Below are 16,936 nucleotides of genomic sequence, written 5' to 3'. Positions count from 1 at the left end.
CGTCCCGGTGGTCCCCGGCTCGGACGGAGCGGTGGAGACCGCCCAGCAGGCCCAGGAGATCGCCGAAAAAATCGGCTACCCTGTGCTGGTCAAGGCCAGCGCCGGCGGCGGCGGCCGTGGTATGCGCCGGGTAGACCGCCCCGAGGACCTGGAGGCTAAGTTCCAGGAGACCCGGGCGGAAGCTCTGGCCTGCTTCGGAGACGGACAGCTCTATCTGGAGAAGCTGATTCTCAACCCCAAGCACATTGAGTTTCAGATCCTGGCCGACCGCCATGGCAACGTGATCCATCTTGGCGAGCGGGACTGCTCCATCCAGCGCAAGAATCAAAAGCTGGTGGAGGAATCCCCTTCTAAGATTCTCACCCCCGCACTTCGGGAGGCCATGGGCCAGGCCGCGGTCACCGCTGCCCGGGCTGCCGGCTACGAAAACGCCGGCACCATCGAGTTTGTGGTGGACCAGGAGGGGCACTTCTACTTCATTGAGATGAACACCCGAATTCAGGTGGAGCACCCGGTCACCGAGATGGTCACCGGCATCGACCTGGTGCGGGAGCAGCTGCGCATCGCCGCTGGGCTGCCTCTGTCGGTCAAGCAGGAGGATGTTGTCCTCCGGGGCCACGCCATGGAGTGCCGCATCAATGCGGAAGACCCCACTCAGGACTTCCGCCCCGCGCCGGGCACCACCCGTTTCGTCCACTTCCCCGGCGGCCCCGGGGTTCGTGTGGACTCCATGCTGTATAACGGCTATGAGGTATCTCCCTACTATGACTCTCTGGTGGCCAAGGTCATCGTCCACGCCCCCACCCGTCTGGAGGCCATCCGGCGCATGCGCCGCTGCCTGGAGGAGATGATTATTGAGGGATACCCCACCACCGCCGATTTCTGTCACCTGATCCTGCATCACCCCGACTTTGTAAAGGGCCAGTATGATACAGGATTCTTGGCCGCCCATCAGGACGAGCTGCTGGGCTGGGATAAGGAGGACTAAATGCAACCACTGTTTCGTTCCCGCCGGGACCGGCTGGACCGACTGCGCCGTCAGCGGGAGCAGGCCGTGGAGGCCGCCGCCAAGCGCTCCGACCTTCCCTCCGGCGGCTCTCAGACCTGTCCGGGCTGTGGCCGGGAGTGCCAGAACCAGGAGCTGGTGAAGACGGAGTATGTCTGCCCCCACTGCGGGTATCACCTGCCCATCGGGGCCTACCTGCGTCTCTCTCTGCTGCTGGACCCCTTCACCTTCCAGGAGCTATGGCCCGAGCTCACTGCCCCCAACGCCCTGGAGTTTCCCGGCTATGAGGGCAAGCTCACTGCCCAGCGGGAAAAGACCGCTCTGAGCGATGCGGCGGTGGCCGCTGTCGGCAAGCTGGACGGCCGCCAGGCGGTGTTCGCCGTGCTGGACAGCCGCTTCTTCATGGGCAGCATGGGCGTGGCCGTGGGCGAGAAGATCACCCGGGCCGTGGAATACGCCCAGAAGCACAAGCTGCCTCTCATCATCTTTTCCGCCAGCGGCGGCGCCCGGATGCAGGAGGGAATCCTCTCCCTTATGCAGATGGCCAAGACCAGCGCTGCCATTGAGCGCTTCTCTCAGGCGGGCGGGCTGTACATCTCCGTGTTCACCCACCCCACCACCGGCGGCGTCACTGCCAGCTTTGCCTCTCTGGGCGATATCACTCTGGCTGAACCCGGGGCACTCATTGGCTTTGCCGGTCCCCGGGTCATCCAGCAGACCATCGGCCAGGAGCTGCCCGAGGGCTTCCAGCGCGCCGAGTATCTGGAGGAGCACGGCTTTGTGGACCAGATCGTCCCCCGCCGTGAGATGCGCCAGACCCTCTCCCAGCTGCTAGCCCTGCATCGAAAGGGGGTTCTCCACCGATGAGCAACTTAACTGCCGCCCAGCGGGTGAAGATCGCTCGTATGCCGGGCCGCCCCGGCACCATGGACTTCGTCCACAACCTGTTTACCGACATCTTTGTCTGTCAGGGAGACCGGCTGTGCCGGGAAGATCCCAGCATCTTCGGAGCCATCGCCCGCTTTCACGGAAAGCCGGTCACCGTCATCGGCCACCGGAAGGGGCGCAACTTTGAGGAAAACATGAAATGCAACTTCGGTATGCCCTCCCCCGAGGGTTACCGCAAGGCCCAGCGGCTGATGCGCCAGGCCGAGAAATTCGGCCGCCCCATCATCACCTTCGTAGACACCCCGGGCGCTTACCCCGGTCTGGAGGCGGAGGAGCGGGGCCAGGGTGAGGCCATCGCCACCTCTCTGGCTCTCATGAGCTCCCTCACCGTCCCGGTGGTCACCGTGGTCATCGGCGAGGGAGGCAGCGGCGGCGCTCTGGCGCTGGCCGTGGGCAACCGGATCGTTATGCTGGAGAACGCCATCTACTCGGTACTCTCCCCGGAGGGCTTCGCCTCCATTCTGTGGAAGGACGCTTCCCGGGCCGATGAGGCTGCGGGCGTGATGAAGCTCACCGCCGACGATCTGCTGCATCTGGACGTGGTGGACCAGGTGATTCCTGAGCCCGAGGGAGGCGCCCACGTGGACCCCCGTCCGGTGTATACCGCTGTGGACAAGGCCATCACCCGCCACCTCAGCCAGCTGAGCCGAGAGAAGGACCTGGCCGCCCACCGCTATCAAAAGTTCCGCGCCATGGGCGCGGTCCGGGAGGAGAAAGAAACATGAACGGACTGCACATCCTTGGCACCGGCCGGGCGGTTCCGGACCAAATCATAACCAATGACGACCTGGCCCGCCGGGTAGACACCAACGACGAGTGGATCGTGGCCCGCACCGGCATCCGGGAGCGGCGTTTTGCCCGGGAGGGAGAGTCCCTCACCCAGTTCACCGTAGCCGCCGCCAGGCAGGCTCTGGAGCGGGCAGGACTGAAACCGGAGGACATCGGCCTGTGCATCACCGCCACGGTGACCTCCGATCGACTCTTTCCCTCTCAGGCCTGTCTCATCCACCAGGAGCTGGGCCTTCCTGAGGACTGCCCAGCCTTTGATTTGAGCGCGGGCTGCACCGGTTTTCTTTACGCCATGGAGACGGCGGCGGCCATGCTGCCCCGGATGAACCGTCCCTACGCCCTGCTGGTGGGCGGCGAGCTGCTCTCCCGCATCGTGGACATGGACGACCGCTCCACCTGCATTCTCTTCGGTGACGGCGCGGGCGCAGCGGTGGTGGAGAGCACGGAAGCCGGATGGTACAGCGTGCTGGGCACCCGGGGCGACCGGGATGTCCTCTGGGCGTGGGGCCCCGGTCCGGAACGTCCCTACCTTCACATGGACGGTCAGGGTGTCTTTCAGTTTGCTCTGAAAACCGTCCCCCAAGTGGCCAAGCAGCTGCTGGAAAAGGCCGGGATGGACAAGGAGCAGGTGGACTGGTACGTACCCCATCAGGCCAACCACCGCATTGTAGAATCGGTGGCCAAGCGGCTGAAGATGCCGCTGAGCCGCTTTTATGAAAATATGGACCGTTACGGCAACACGTCCGCCGGCAGCATCCCCATCGCTCTGGACGAGATGGCCGAGCAGGGCCTTCTGAAAAAGGGTCAGTGGGTCATGTGTCTGGGCTTTGGCGCAGGCCTCACCTGGGGCGGCGCTTTGTTCCAGTGGTAAGCGGACGGATTGGAGGTTAATTATGAAATTAAACGAGCTTTTGGGCATTGAGTTTCCCTTTATTCAGGGCGGTATGGCCAACATCGCCACCGCCGAGTTTGCCGCTGCGGTCTCCAACGCCGGAGCCCTGGGCCTGATCGGTGCCGGCGGCATGTCCCCCGAGGTGTTCCGGGACAGCATCCGCCGCTGCCGCCAGCTCACCGATAAGCCCTTCGGCGTGAACACATGCTCATGCACCCCAGATGGAGGAGCTCGCCATCGCCGCCGAGGAGAAGGTGGCTGTGGTCACCACCGGCGCGGGCGACCCCTCCCGCTTTATCCCCGCCTGGAAAGAGGCGGGCATCAAGGTCTTCCCCGTAGTCCCCGCTGTGGCTCTGGCCAAGCTGGTGGCCAAGCGCGGCGCCGACGGCGTGATCGCTGAGGGTACCGAGAGCGGCGGCCACGTGGGCGAAACCACCACCATGGCTCTGGTGCCTCAGGTGGTGGACGCGGTGGACATCCCTGTTATCGCCGCCGGCGGCATTGCCAGCGGCCGCCAGCTGCTGGCTGCCTACGCCCTGGGCGCCATCGGCGCTCAGGTGGGCACCTGCCTGCTGGTCAGCGAGGAGTGCCCCATCCACGAGAACTACAAGAAGGCCGTTCTGAAGGCCTCTGACCGCTCCACTGTGGTCACCGGCCGCTCTGTGGACGCCCCCGTACGCTGCCTGCGCAACCAGATGACCAACGAGTACATCGCCAAGGAGCGGGAGGGCGCCGACCGCATGGAGCTGGAGCACTTCACCCTGGGCGGCCTGCGCAAGGCTGTGTTCGACGGCGATGTGAAGACCGGCAGCGTGATGGCCGGCCAGGTAGCCGGTATGCTCCACGAGATCAAGCCTCTGCACCAGATCTTTGAGGAGCTCCAGGCCGGCTGCGAGAAGCGTCTGGCCGAGCTGGAGAAGTAAGATGCGCATCGGAAAGCATGAACTGGCCCTGCCCATCCTCCAGGGAGGCATGGGTGTGGGCGTGTCCATGGGAGGACTGGCCGGGGCGGTAGCCGCCTGCGGCGGCATGGGCACCATCAGCACCGCCGACGCGGGCTATCTGGAAGCCGATTTTGCAAAGAATCCCTTTGAGGCCAATCTCCGGGCTCTCCGGCAGGAGATCGGCAAAGCCAAGGAGATTGCCAAAGGCGCTGGAATGGTAGCGGTCAACGCCATGGTGGCCACCGTCCAGTACGCCGACGCAGTGCGCACCGCCGTAGCTGCCGGAGTAGACGCGGTGGTGTCCGGAGCGGGACTCCCCCTGGACCTGCCCGAACTGGTAGGCGAGAGCGGCACTGCCAAGGCGCCTATTGTCTCCTCTCCCCGGGCGGCCAAGCTCATTTTAAAGACCTGGGACCGCAAGTACCACACCACCGCCGATTTCATCGTGCTGGAGGGTAAAGACGCGGGCGGACACCTGGGCTTTGACGAGGAACAGCTGAAAGCTGGAAGCTGTCCCACGCTGGAGGAACTCCTGCCCGGCGTTCTGGCTGAGGTTCGTCCCTACGAGGAGAAATACGGCCACCCCATCCCCGTCTTTGTGGCGGGCGGCGTGTACACCGGAGCCGACCTGGCCCGGTACACTAAGCTGGGAGCCGCGGGCGTGCAGCTTGCCACCCGCTTTATCGCCACCTACGAGTGCGATGCCTCCCAGGGCTATAAGGACGTACTTCTTGAGGCCAAAGAGAGCGATCTGGCCATTATCCACAGCCCGGTGGGCATGCCTGGCCGTGCGGTACGCACTCCCCTGGTGGAGCGGCTGGAGCAGGGCCTGCGGCAGGCTCCCACCAAGTGCTCCCAGTGTATCAAGGGGTGTGCCCCTGCCAAGATTCCCTTTTGTATCACTCACGCTCTCATTGAGGCGGTGAAGGGCAACCGGGAGGAGGGCCTCTTCTTCAGCGGCTCCAATGTGGAGCGGCTGGACCGGATGGTCCATGTCCGGGACATCATGGACGAACTGATGAATGAATGGAGGGTTTCAACGTGAAACTTGCCTTTTTGTATGCCGGCCAGGGCGCCCAGCATGTGGGCATGGGCCGGGACCTGTATGAGATCTACCCCGCCTTCCGCCAGGTACTGGACAGCGCTCCGGTGGACTTCGACCTGAAAAAGCTGTGCTTTGACGGTCCCGAGGACCAGCTCAATGACACCCGGTACACCCAGCCCTGCATGGTGGCCTTTGCTGCCGGTGTTACCGCCCTGCTGCGCGAGGCGGGCATTACCCCTGACTACGCCGCTGGGCTGAGCCTGGGCGAGTATTCCGCCCTCCAGTGCGCTGGCGTCTTTGACGCCAAGACCGCCATCTCCCTGGTGGCCTTCCGCGGCCAGGCTATGGCTGACGCCGTTCAGGGCCGCCCCTGCGGCATGGCCGCAGTGCTGGGAATGGACCGGGACGCCCTGAAGGCCGTGTGCGCTGAGGCCTCTGACGCTGGCGTGGTGGAATGCACCAACTTCAACTGCCCCGGACAGATCGTCATTCCGCGACGCGCCGCTGCCAAGGCGGGCGATGGCCGGGCCGCGGAGCCAAGCGGGTGCTGCCCCTAAAGGTGAGCGGCCCCTTCCACACCTCCCTGATGGCTCCCGCCGGAGACGCCCTCCGGGAGAAATTCCAGAGCGTGGACTTCGGCGCCATGGAGATCCCCGTCCTCTTTAACTGCCTGGGCGACCTGAAGGGCGAGGCGGACACCATTCCCAACCTGCTGGAGCAGCAGGTCCAGTCCAGCGTCTATCTGGAGGATACCATTCGCCGCCTGGGTGAGCTGGGCGTGGACACCGTGGTGGAAATCGGCCCCGGCCGCACCCTGTCCGGCTTTGTGAAGAAGACCGTAAAAGGAATCAAATGCTATCCGGTGGAGACGGCCGAGGAACTTCAGGCCGCTGTCGCCGCCCTGAGAGGAGAGTAAGTCCATGAGCTTAACTGGAAAAATCGCTCTGGTCACCGGCGGCAGCCGTGGCATTGGCCGTGCCATCTGCCTGGAGCTGGCCCGTCAGGGCGCCAACGTGGCGGTGAACTACGCGGGCAACTCCGCCGCCGCCCAGGAGACCGTCGCTGCCTGTGAGGCCCTGGGTGTGCAGGCCATCGCCATCCAGGCCAACGTGGCCGACCCCCAGGCCTGCCAGGACATGGTGAAGACCGTTCTGGATACCTTCGGCCGCATCGACATTCTGGTCAACAACGCCGGCATCACCCGGGACGGCCTGACCCTGCAGATGAAGGAGGAGGACTTCGACGCGGTGCTGGACACCAACCTGAAGGGCGCCTTCTGCTGCTGCAAGGCCGTCTACCGCCCCATGATGCGCCAGCGCTCCGGCCGCATCATCAACATGAGCAGCATCGTGGGCCTGCGGGGCAATCCCGGCCAGGCCAACTACTGCGCCAGCAAAGCGGGCCTGATCGGCCTGACCAAGTCCCTGGCCAAAGAGCTGGCTGCCCGGAAGGTCACCGTCAACGCCGTGGCCCCCGGCTTTATCGACACCGATATGACTGCCGTGCTGTCTGAGCAGGCTAAGGAAGCCATGCTTTCCACCATCCCCATGGCTAAGCTGGGCCAGCCCGAGGACGTGGCTCACGCGGTAGCCTTCTTCGCCTCCGACGAGGCCGCCTACATCACCGGTCAGGTGCTGTGTGTAGACGGCGGCATGGCGGTTTGACCGCAGAAAGGATGCTAACTATGGAAAAAAGACGCGTTGTCATCACCGGCATCGGCGCGGTCACCCCTCTGGGCAACACCGCTGCTGAGAGCTGGCAGGCCGTCAAAGACGGCGTGTGCGGCATTGCTCCCATCACCCTGTACGATCACAGCAATCAGAAGGTCTCTCTGGCTGCTGAGGTAAAGAACTTTGATCCCACCGTGGCTCTGGACAAGAAAGAGGCCCGCCGGATGGACCGCTTCACCCAGTTTGCTGTCACCGCCGCCGTAGAGGCGGTTCAGGACAGCGGCCTGAACCTGGAGCAGGAGGACACTGCCCGCTGCGGCGTGTCCGTCTCCAGCGGCATCGGCGGCATCGCCACCATCCAGTCCTCCTGTGAGGCCGGCAATGTCCGCGGCTTTGACAAGGTCTCCCCCTTCTTTATCCCCATGTCTATCACCAACCTGGCTGCCGGTCATATCGCCATCCGGCTGGGCCTGCACGGCATGTGCATCTGTCCCGTGGCCGCCTGTGCCGGCGGCAGCAATGCGGTGGGCGACGCCTTCCGCCACATCCGGGACGGCTACGCCGAGGTGATGCTCTCCGGCGGCGCCGAGGCCTCCATCACCCCCCTGGCCATGGGCGGCTTCACCTCTATGAGCGCACTGACCACTGCCAGCGACCCCAACCGTGCCTCCATCCCCTTTGATGCCGAGCGCAGCGGCTTTGTTATGGGCGAAGGCGCCGCTATCCTGGTGCTGGAGGAGCTGGACCACGCTCTGGCCCGGAACGCCAAGATCTACGGCGAAGTGGTGGGCTACGGCGCCACCTGCGACGCCTATCACATCACCGCTCCCGATCCCAAGGGCACCTGGAGCGCCGCCTGCATCCAGCAGGCTCTGGCCGACGCAGACATGACCCCCGAGCAGGTAGACTATGTCAACGCCCACGGCACCTCCACTCCCCTCAACGACAGCGGCGAGACTGCTGCCATTCACCAAGTTTTCGGCGACCACGCCAAGAATCTGATGGTCAGCTCCACCAAGTCCATGACCGGCCACCTGCTGGGTGCCAGCGGCGCGGTGGAAGCCATGTTCTCCGTGCTGGCGCTGAAGGACGGCTATGTCCCCGCCACTATCAACTATCAGGTGCCCGATCCCGCCTGTGACCTGGACATCGTCCCCAACGAGGGCCGTCAGGCGGATATTAAGGTGGCCATTTCCGATTCCCTGGGCTTTGGCGGGCACAACACCTGCCTGGTCTTCCAGATGTGGGAGGGTTAAGAGATGCAGCTGAATATTGAGCAGATCATGGAGATCCTTCCTCATCGTCCTCCCTTCCTGCTGGTGGACAAGATCACCGACTGTGAGCCCGGTGTGAAAGCGACCGGCATCAAGTGTGTGACCATGAATGAGCCCTTTTTTGTGGGCCACTTCCCCGGCAAGCCCATCATGCCCGGGGTACTGATCCTGGAGGCTCTGGCTCAGACCGGAGCTGTGGCCGCCCTGTCTCTGCCCGAGAACAAGGGAAAGCTGGCCATTTTCGGCGGCGTGAAGAACGCCCGCTTTAAACAGCCGGTTCTCCCCGGCGATGTGTTGGAGCTCAGCTGCGAACTGGTGGAACAGCACGGCCCCATCGGATTCGGCAAGGCGGTAGCTAAGGTGGATGGCAAGATCGCAGCCCGCTGCGAACTTACCTTTGTGATCCAGTAACGGTTGCTTTCCACCTGTAAGTTTGCTATATTGGAATCACTTTAGAACGTGCAGGAGGAAGTGTCATGCTGGACGAGTCATTCAACCGCGTGTATACAAAATTTAAGCTCCATTTCTACCGGGCGGTCTTTTCCCGCTTTCAAACCCGGGAGGCCAGTCTGACCACGGTGGAGACCTTTTGCATGGAGATCATCAACGCCCTGGGACACCCCACCATCGCTGAGTTCTCCAGCTTTGTAAACATCTCTCCGCCCAATGCCGCCTATAAGATCAACAGCCTCATCCAAAAGGGCTACATTACCAAGGAGCAGTCTCCCGATGACAAGCGGGAGTATCATCTGTCGGTAACGCAAAAGTATATCGACTACTACAATGTGAGCTACCGCTATCTCTCCACCGTCATGGACCGGATCAAAGAGCGCTTTCCTGCCCAGGATGTAGAGAAGCTGGAAGAGATGCTCAACATCATCTCGGATGAGCTGATGCCCGAACTGAATCAGATCCCCTCTCACGAAAATTAACCACCGCGGTGCGGCAGCAGAATTTTGCTGCCGCACCGTTTTTTGTCTGTTTCCATGGCTTTTTCCACATTTCAAGCTGTGTTTGTGCAAAACCGCCCTTGTATCGGCGGGACAGTTGTAGTATCCTGTAAGCAAACCTTTTTTCCCCGTTTTGAAAGGAGGGGTGGACTTGCCCCAATTTCTCGACAGTCTTCAGGCCGGCATACTCGCCCTGCGGCAGCTGCCTGCAGACTACCCTCAGGCTTTCGCCTGGTACACCCTGATTTTGCGTTTTCTCTTCCCCCTGCTGGCTCTGGCCATGCTGGTGCGCATCATTCGCTCCCTCATCAAGGCCTCTCCAAAGCCAGAGGTCTGGGCCTATCTGTCCCTGCCAAACGGAGCCAGTGAGCCCCTGACACACTGGGAAAACATCCTGGGCCGGGCAGGAAGCTGTGACGTAGTACTTAACTACCCGGTGGTCTCCCGACAGCATGCCGCCCTCATCCGCAGCGAAGATGACAGCTGGACGGTATACGATCTGGGTTCCAAGAGCGGCGTCACGGTAAACGGAACTCCTGCTGATCCTGCAGGCTCTTCCGTCTCCTTCGGCGATGTACTGAGCATGGGCGGCGTGGAAACCGTATTGCTCCCCGTCCCCGATCAGGAGACCAAGCACCGGCGTAAAACCGACACCAAGCCGGTCTCTCCCTGGGGTTCTCTGATTTTACTTACCATTTTCCAGGTTCTGACTGCCTTGCAGTTTCTCTTCTCCGGTGATGAAGAGCACATGCTGCTGGTTCCCGGCTCCTTTTTGTGCCTGGCTGCGGTAATGTGGCTGTACTGCATCACCATGCGCGCGCTGGGCCGCATTGGCTTTGAAATCGAGACCGTGGCCTTTTTCCTGTCCACGCTGTCCCTCTCCGTCACCTCGTCCTCTGCGCCCAGTGCAGTCCCCAAGCAGTTTCTCTCTATGGTGCTGGGCCTTATCTTCTTCCTGATTCTGGGGCTGTTTCTCCGGGATCTGGAGCGGGTGAAGAAGATCCGTTGGCTCATGGCCGCCGGAGCCATCTTCCTTTTGAGCCTGTCTCTCGTCCTTGGCAAGGTGAAATACGGTGCGGCCAACTGGATCAGCATCGGCGGATTCTCCTTCCAGCCTTCGGAGCTTGCCAAGATCTGCTACATCTTTGCCGGAGCCGCCACCCTGGACCGGCTGTTCCGCAAACGAAATCTGGGGTTGTTCATTGTCCTGACCGGCGCCTGCATGGGCTGCCTGGCCCTGATGAGTGACTTCGGCACCGCTGCCATCTTCTTTGTCACCTTCCTGGTGATCGCTTATCTGCGCTCGGGCGACTTTGCCACCTTGTCTCTCATCTGCGGCGGCGCGGTATTCGGTGCCTTTACCCTGGTGAGCATCAAGCCTTACATCCTGCGGCGCTTTGCGGCCTGGGGCCATGTGTGGGAACAGGCCTCCGACGGAGGCTTCCAGCAGACCCGCACCATGTCCGCTGCCGCCTCGGGCGGTCTCATCGGCGTGGGACCGGGAAACGGCTGGCTCCACCGCGTGTCTGCCGCTGACACCGATCTGGTGTTTGGCATGCTGTGCGAGGAGTGGGGCCTTATCATCGCGGTACTTTCGGTGCTGTGCATTGTGGCTCTGGCGGTGTTCGCTGTGCGGTGCTGCCGGGCCGGCCGCTCCAGCTTCTACTCCATTGCCGCCTGTGCCGCCACCAGCCTGCTGGTCTTTCAGACTACGCTGAACGTGCTGGGCTCTGTGGATATTCTGCCTCTTACCGGCGTCACCTTCCCCTTTGTCTCCAACGGCGGCTCCTCCATGCTCTCTTCCTGGGGCATGATGGCCTTCCTGAAGGCCGCCGATACCCGCAGCAATGCCAGCTTTGCCATCCGCGCGCCTAAGCTTCACGGTCCTCAGTGGCTTGGAAACCTGGGCCCCCAGAGCAGAGCCCCCCGAAAGGAGGTCTCCCGTGAAAAAGATTGAAAAACGCACCTTCGTCTGCCTGGCCCTCACCTTACTTCTGCTTCTGGGGCTTGGGCTGTTTGTCCTGCGCTTTTTCCTCAAGGGTGGCGATTGGGCCTCCTTTGCCGCCAACCGGCATCTCTACAACTCCAACGGCTCCCTGGCAGTCGGCCGGGTGCTGGACCGGGACGGCGACGTACTGTCCTGGGTGGATGAGTCGGGCAACCGTCAGTACTATGAAAACGCCACTGTGCGAAAGGCTACCCTTCATGCAGTGGGTGATCTCTCCGGCTCCATCGGCACCAGCGCCCTGGTTGCCTTTGCCGACCAGCTCTCCGGCTATAACTTCCTCACCGGAGCCGACAACCCCTTCGGCCAGGGCAACGACCTCTATCTCACTTTGGATGCCCGCCTCAACTATATCGCCTACCAGGCAATGAACGGTAAGAAGGGTGCGGTGGGTGTGTACAACTATGAGACCGGTGAGATTTTGTGCATGGTCTCCACCCCCACCTTTGATCCGGCCAATCCTCCCACCATCGAAGATGGGGACCCTCAGTACGAAGGCGTCTACCTTAACCGCTTCCTCTCCGGCACATTTACTCCCGGCTCGGTATTCAAAACCATCACCCTTACCGCCGCCATTGAAAACATTCCCGATCTGTTCTCCCGCTCGTTCACCTGTACCGGTTCTACCACGGTGGGCGGGGAGGAGATCACCTGTCCCTTCGCCCACGGAGAAATGGATATCAACTCCGCCCTGGCCAATTCCTGTAACGGCGTTTTTGCCCAGCTGGCCACAGAACTCGGCGCCGAAACCATGAGCAAATATGTGGAAAAAGCAGGGATCCTGGACAGCTATTCTGTGGATGGCATTGCCACTGCCAAGGGCAGCTTTGATCTCACCGGTGCCAGCACCAGCCAGATTGGCTGGTCCGGCGTAGGCCAGTATAACGACCTGGTTAATCCCTGCGCCATGATGGTGTGGATGGGCGTCATTGCCAACCAGGGAAAGACTGCAGTGCCCTATCTGATTTCCAAAACCGAGGGGGACCTTCCCCTTCCTTCCCTACCTCACTTTACCAAGAAGACCGATCAGCTCATCGATGCTGACACGGCTCAGGTGGTGGGTGATATGATGGCCAACAATGTACGGGAAACCTACGGCAGCAGCCGCTTCCCCAACATGGACATCTGTGCCAAGTCCGGTACCGCCGAAGTAGGCGGCGGCAAAAAGCCGAATGCCTGGTTTGCCGGCTTCCTGCGCAACTCCGACGCCCCCTACGCCTTTGTCGTGGTCCTGGAGGAGGGCGGCAGCGGCGCCAATGCAGCAGGCAATGTGGCCGCTCAAGTTCTGGACGCTCTGGTCAACGGCTACTGATACATGCTCTGTCTGCAAATGCCCCCGAAGGATGTTTCCTTCGGGGGCATTTTGTATTTTATCTAAAAATATCTTGCAATTTTCATATCCGATCCAATGCTCTGTGGGGTATGGTTATAGTAAGAATCATACCCGGGCTGTCCTGTCCCCAGGCAGAGAAAATCCGTTCACCTGCCTCTTACAGTCCGGTTTATCCGATGGAACCAGTAGGAAAGGAGTCTGCCCGATGTCCACTCGTACCGATGCCCAACAAATCATTCAAAGCGCTCTGGCCGCCTGTCTGCCCGATGCAGCCGTACGCCGCGCCCTGGAGGGCAAAGAATTTTCCGGTGGCCGGATCTATCTGGTCGCTGCCGGAAAAGCAGCCTGGCAGATGGCTCAATGCGCTGCCCAAATGCTGGGAGACCGCCTCACCGCCGGCGTGGTGGTCACCAAGTACGACCACAGCAAGGGCGAAATTCCCCGCTGCACGGTTTATGAAGGCGGTCACCCCGTCCCGGATGAAAATTCCTTCCGCGGCACCCGGGCCGCCATGGATCTGGTTCAGAATCTTACTGCAGAGGACACTGTGGTCTTTCTGGTCTCGGGCGGTGGCTCTGCCCTGTTTGAAAGTCCCTTGGTCCCCGGCGGGGATCTGGCCCGGCTTACCAAGGATCTGTTGGCCTGCGGGGCAGACATTGTGGAGATGAACACCCTGCGTAAGCGTCTCTCCGCAGTCAAGGGCGGCAAATTTGTCCAATTGTGCGCCCCCGCCCAGGTGTACGCCATCGTTCTGTCTGACATTCTGGGCGATCCTCTGGATATGATCGCCTCCGGACCTGCTTATCCCGACAGCTCTACCCGGGAAGATGCCTGGGCCGCTGTGGAAAAATACAACCTCTCCCTCACCGACGAGATGAAGGCTCTGCTGGATGTGGAGACTCCCAAGCAGCTGGACAATGTGGAGACTGTCATCACCGGCAGTGTGCGGGAACTGTGCGCCGCGGCCGCTCAGGCCTGCCGGCAGCTGGGGTATGAGCCTACCGTTCTGACTGACCGGCTGTGCTGTCAGGCCAAGGAGGCCGGCTCCTTCCTGGCCTCCATCGCCAAGAGCCACGAAGATTCCGATCATGCCCTGGCCTTCCTGGCTGGCGGCGAGACAGTCGTCCAGCTCACCGGCTCCGGTTTGGGCGGCCGGAATCAGGAGCTGGCTCTGGCTGCCGCACCTGGGATCGCAGGTATGAAGGATACCGTGGTCTTCTCTCTGGGTTCTGACGGCACAGACGGCCCCACCGACGCCGCCGGCGGCATCGTAGACGGAAACACCATGCAGCGTCTTTCCGATGCCGGACTATCTGTTCATCAGGTTCTGGCCGACAATGACGCCTACCACGCCCTGAAGGCGGTGGACGGACTGCTGGTCACAGGCCCCACAGGAACCAATGTGAATGATGTATCCGTTGTATTGATCAAACGTTGATTCTCCTTCTCTATCATAAGCAGAAAGACGCGGCCTCGGCCGCGTCTTTCTGCTGTCTAAAACAATAAAAAAAGTTCGCCGCAAGCGTTTTACGCTTGCGGCGAACTGGCGCAGAAGGGGGGATTCGAACCCCCGCACGGTTTTACCCGCCTACTCCCTTAGCAGGGGAGCCCCTTATAGCCACTTGGGTACTTCTGCAAGTGCTATTATCCTAAAACCTATGTTCCGAAAAAAGTGGCGGAGAGAGTGGGATTCGAACCCACGGCTCTTGACGAGTCACCGGTTTTCAAGACCGGCTCCTTAAACCACTCGGACATCTCTCCTCATCTTTTTCAATCAGAGGCGAATAAGATAATACCACATAGAACCCCTTTTGTCAATCCCCCAGAACCAGCTTTCCGAAAAACAATCGTTTTTCTTTTACAGGTGCTTCAGCGACGCAGCTTCCGCCACCCGCTCCTGGCTTTCGATCACACCTTCGGGATCCAGATTGCAGACCTCAGTAAATAAAAGATCCAGCACAAACAGCTGTGCCATACGGGCGGTGACAGAACCTACCTGCAGCGGTCCCTCATTGGAGCCGCACTGCAGCACCAGATCCGCCAGCTGTCCGCCGGGCGACTTGGGGAAACGGGAGACCAGGATCACCTTGACCCCCATAGGCCGGGATACCGCCAGCACATCCTGCAGTTCCCGAGTAGACCCGGAATAAGAGAAAAACAGCACCACATCTTCCTTGGACATCAGGGCAATGCTGTTGAGCTGAAAATGGGAATCAGAAATAAAGGCAAACTTGGAGGAGATGGTGGAAAACAGGGTCCAGGCCTCCTCTGCCAGTACCATGGAGCTTCCCTGTCCCATACAGATCACCCGTCGTGCAGAGTGAAGCAGCTCTGCTGCCTGGCGCAGCTGGTCCCCATTGATCAGCTTCACGGTCTGCTCCAGAGCCGAGATGTTCTCCCGCAGTCTGCGGCGGCACAGCAAATCAAAGGCTGTATTGTCTTCCGGTTGAGAGACGATGGCCTGACTCTCCGCCGTCGTATTGCTGGTTCTGGCTGCCATCGAGGCCTTGGCCAGCTCCAGCTTGAACGCATTGTATCCTCCCACACCCAGCCGGCGGCAGAACCGGGAGATGGTGGCATCCGCCACCTCGCATTCTTCTGCCAACTCAGATATGGACATGTACTGCGCGTCAATGCGGTGGGACAATACATAGTCGGCCACCTTTTTTTCTGAATTTGTCAGCTGGAAATATTGACTGCTGATCGTCTCAAAAACGTCCTGGGTGGTCATACTTGTCTGGACTCCTTTCGATGATGCTGATCGGAAAAAAACCAGTCTGTTACATAGACTTTTGTGCCTCTTTGTCACATCGTCCGGTTTTCTGTACCTTCCGTCTTTTGGTTTACATAATTTTTTGTCTTTTTTTCGATTTGAAATTCAATCCCCTATTTCAGGAAAGAAAAGGCTTATTTTTAAAAAAATCTGATTTTCGAAACTTTTATTGAAAAACAGAGGTTATGAAAATTATTTTCATCTTAATAATTTGTCTAAAATTTTTTTCGATTTTAGATGACAAGTACATATTCTCATGATAAAATGAGTTTACATCTTAAAAGGGAAAAATACGGTTTACGGAAAATCATTTCTTCTCCCCAGCCTACTTTTCCCTTGTTTTTTCATTATAGCTTTCCAATGGAAAATCCGCAACGAATTTTCAAAATTTTTTTCAAACCAGGAGGCGTTTGTCATGAATCGCTACGGAATCCAGTTTCAGGTTAAAAACAGCCCCAGCTTAGATCCCGAGTTCATGCCCATTCTCAAATTCAACCGCGCGTTCCTTCAGAGTGCTAAGAAGCCCGTTTCCTTCGCGGTGGAGCGCTCCAATGGCCAGGTAGCGGTGTGCAATACCTTTATCCACGGCACCCCCGAGATGCGTGAGGCTGACCACTACTATGCCGACCGGCTGGTCAAGTCCATGCTGTGGCTCCAGGGCGGCTTCAAGGTCTATATCAGCGGCGATGAGGACGTGTATAACTACCTGAAGGAGACCTTCTCCCTCACCGGCAAGCGGGCTTTTGATGCCGACTTTATGGCCGGCGTGTATGAGCACCCCTTCGAGGTCGTCTTCTGCGACAAGGTACCCGAGGAGAAGGGTGCTTCCCAGGCCATCGGCCGCCACATGGACGGCTGCCGCATCGGCTTTGACGCCGGCGGAAGCGACCGCAAGGTGTCCGCTGTGATCGACGGCGAGAGCGTCTACTCCGAGGAGGTCGTGTGGTTCCCCAAGACCAACTCCGATCCCGACTACCACTATGACGGCATCGTAGCCGCCTTCAAGTCCGCCGCTGAGAAGATGCCCCGCGTGGACGCGGTGGGCGTGTCCTCCGCCGGTATCTACATCGACAACCGCACCATGGTGGCTTCCCTGTTCCTGAAGGTTCCCAAGGAGCAGTTTGACGCCAAGGTCAAGGACATCTATATCCGCGCTGCCCGTGACGTGTTCGGTCCTGACATCCCCCTGGTGGTGTGCAACGACGGTGACGTGTCCGCTCTGGCCGGTGCTATGGGCCTGGGCGAGAACAACGTGCTGGGCATCGCCATGGGCACCAGCGAGGCCGTGGGCTACGTGGACGAGCACG

Annotated in this window: 13 protein-coding genes, 2 tRNA genes and 3 pseudogenes; 15 read left to right on the top strand and 3 right to left on the bottom strand. The window is 60.3% G+C overall.

The annotated features are described in order from the left end of the window. The 14 genes and pseudogenes from ACLTXB_RS17060 to ACLTXB_RS16995 all read left to right on the top strand — a co-directional run. Positions 1 to 988 (top strand): acetyl-CoA carboxylase biotin carboxylase subunit (locus ACLTXB_RS17060; RefSeq protein ID WP_428227790.1); only part of this gene is annotated, 988 nt, incomplete at its 5' end. Next, positions 989 to 1,873, top strand: coding sequence for an acetyl-CoA carboxylase, carboxyltransferase subunit beta (accD, locus tag ACLTXB_RS17055; RefSeq protein ID WP_235398447.1), 885 nt, complete (start codon positions 989 to 991; stop codon positions 1,871 to 1,873). It begins immediately after the preceding gene. Then, entirely contained in the window at positions 1,870 to 2,679 is an 810-nt protein-coding gene (locus tag ACLTXB_RS17050) for an acetyl-CoA carboxylase carboxyltransferase subunit alpha (protein ID WP_428227789.1), read from the top strand. Before accD ends, ACLTXB_RS17050 begins: the two co-directional genes overlap by 4 nt. After that, complete coding sequence (locus ACLTXB_RS17045) at positions 2,676 to 3,614, top strand: beta-ketoacyl-ACP synthase III (RefSeq protein WP_110441251.1); 939 nt, start codon at positions 2,676 to 2,678, stop codon at positions 3,612 to 3,614. The genes ACLTXB_RS17050 and ACLTXB_RS17045 overlap by 4 nt, the downstream gene beginning before the upstream one ends. A 22-nt stretch (positions 3,615 to 3,636) precedes the next feature. Continuing rightward, positions 3,637 to 4,558, top strand: a pseudogene (locus ACLTXB_RS17040) (nitronate monooxygenase). A 1-nt stretch (position 4,559) separates the two neighbouring features. Further along, the gene (locus ACLTXB_RS17035; protein ID WP_428227788.1) at positions 4,560 to 5,624 is read left to right on the top strand and encodes an NAD(P)H-dependent flavin oxidoreductase; all 1,065 of its coding nucleotides are present in this window, start codon (positions 4,560 to 4,562) and stop codon (positions 5,622 to 5,624) included. Continuing rightward, positions 5,621 to 6,540, top strand: a pseudogene (fabD, locus tag ACLTXB_RS17030) (ACP S-malonyltransferase). The gene ACLTXB_RS17035 and the pseudogene fabD overlap by 4 nt, the downstream one beginning before the upstream one ends. 4 nt (positions 6,541 to 6,544) lie before the next feature. Beyond that, positions 6,545 to 7,288, top strand: coding sequence for a 3-oxoacyl-[acyl-carrier-protein] reductase (gene fabG, locus ACLTXB_RS17025; RefSeq protein ID WP_020989456.1), 744 nt, complete (start codon positions 6,545 to 6,547; stop codon positions 7,286 to 7,288). A gap of 20 nt (positions 7,289 to 7,308) precedes the next feature. Beyond that, a complete protein-coding gene (gene fabF, locus ACLTXB_RS17020) occupies positions 7,309 to 8,550 on the top strand; it encodes a beta-ketoacyl-ACP synthase II (protein WP_428227787.1) in 1,242 nt (413 codons plus the stop codon). Between the two features lie 3 nt (positions 8,551 to 8,553). Continuing rightward, complete coding sequence (fabZ, locus tag ACLTXB_RS17015; protein ID WP_008979935.1) at positions 8,554 to 8,979, top strand: 3-hydroxyacyl-ACP dehydratase FabZ; 426 nt, start codon at positions 8,554 to 8,556, stop codon at positions 8,977 to 8,979. 65 nt (positions 8,980 to 9,044) lie between these two features. Further along, positions 9,045 to 9,500: a MarR family winged helix-turn-helix transcriptional regulator gene (locus ACLTXB_RS17010; protein ID WP_008979934.1), complete on the top strand. Its 456-nt coding sequence runs from the start codon at positions 9,045 to 9,047 to the stop codon at positions 9,498 to 9,500. A 169-nt stretch (positions 9,501 to 9,669) separates the two neighbouring features. Beyond that, the gene (locus tag ACLTXB_RS17005) at positions 9,670 to 11,475 is read left to right on the top strand and encodes an FtsW/RodA/SpoVE family cell cycle protein (protein ID WP_151075460.1); all 1,806 of its coding nucleotides are present in this window, start codon (positions 9,670 to 9,672) and stop codon (positions 11,473 to 11,475) included. Next, entirely contained in the window at positions 11,462 to 12,835 is a 1,374-nt protein-coding gene (locus ACLTXB_RS17000) for a penicillin-binding transpeptidase domain-containing protein (protein WP_428227786.1), read from the top strand. The genes ACLTXB_RS17005 and ACLTXB_RS17000 overlap by 14 nt, the downstream gene beginning before the upstream one ends. Before the next feature lie 226 nt (positions 12,836 to 13,061). Next, positions 13,062 to 14,294, top strand: a complete 1,233-nt coding sequence (locus ACLTXB_RS16995) for a glycerate kinase type-2 family protein (RefSeq protein WP_428227785.1) — start codon at positions 13,062 to 13,064, stop codon at positions 14,292 to 14,294. Between the two features lie 106 nt (positions 14,295 to 14,400). Here the strand turns inward: ACLTXB_RS16995 and ACLTXB_RS16990 are convergent. The 3 genes from ACLTXB_RS16990 to ACLTXB_RS16980 form a co-directional block, all read right to left on the bottom strand. Then, positions 14,401 to 14,492: transfer RNA gene (locus ACLTXB_RS16990), tRNA-Ser, on the bottom strand. Between the two features lie 37 nt (positions 14,493 to 14,529). After that, positions 14,530 to 14,617, bottom strand: a tRNA-Ser gene (locus ACLTXB_RS16985). 97 nt (positions 14,618 to 14,714) lie between these two features. Then, entirely contained in the window at positions 14,715 to 15,587 is an 873-nt protein-coding gene (locus ACLTXB_RS16980; RefSeq protein ID WP_302667919.1) for a MurR/RpiR family transcriptional regulator, read from the bottom strand. Between the two features lie 457 nt (positions 15,588 to 16,044). Between ACLTXB_RS16980 and ACLTXB_RS16975 the strand changes: the two are divergent. Then, positions 16,045 to 16,936: pseudogene (locus tag ACLTXB_RS16975) on the top strand (ROK family protein); the annotation flags it as partial.

It is taken from the genome of Flintibacter sp. (genome assembly GCF_046973065.1).
The sequence above is the reverse complement of the archived record's forward strand: the minus strand, read 5'-3'. Positions and strand labels throughout refer to the sequence as shown.

Excerpts from the sequence above, each read along its gene's own strand:
- accD (WP_235398447.1), top strand. The coding sequence starts at position 989 with ATGCAACCACTGTTTCGTTCCCGCCGGGACCGGCTGGACCGACTGCGC.
- ACLTXB_RS17050 (WP_428227789.1), top strand. The coding sequence starts at position 1,870 with ATGAGCAACTTAACTGCCGCCCAGCGGGTGAAGATCGCTCGTATGCCG.
- ACLTXB_RS17045 (WP_110441251.1), top strand. The coding sequence starts at position 2,676 with ATGAACGGACTGCACATCCTTGGCACCGGCCGGGCGGTTCCGGACCAA.
- ACLTXB_RS17035 (WP_428227788.1), top strand. The coding sequence starts at position 4,560 with ATGCGCATCGGAAAGCATGAACTGGCCCTGCCCATCCTCCAGGGAGGC.
- fabG (WP_020989456.1), top strand. The coding sequence starts at position 6,545 with ATGAGCTTAACTGGAAAAATCGCTCTGGTCACCGGCGGCAGCCGTGGC.
- fabF (WP_428227787.1), top strand. The coding sequence starts at position 7,309 with ATGGAAAAAAGACGCGTTGTCATCACCGGCATCGGCGCGGTCACCCCT.
- fabZ (WP_008979935.1), top strand. The coding sequence starts at position 8,554 with ATGCAGCTGAATATTGAGCAGATCATGGAGATCCTTCCTCATCGTCCT.
- ACLTXB_RS17010 (WP_008979934.1), top strand. The coding sequence starts at position 9,045 with ATGCTGGACGAGTCATTCAACCGCGTGTATACAAAATTTAAGCTCCAT.
- ACLTXB_RS16995 (WP_428227785.1), top strand. The coding sequence starts at position 13,062 with ATGTCCACTCGTACCGATGCCCAACAAATCATTCAAAGCGCTCTGGCC.
- ACLTXB_RS16980 (WP_302667919.1), bottom strand. The coding sequence starts at position 15,587 with ATGACCACCCAGGACGTTTTTGAGACGATCAGCAGTCAATATTTCCAG.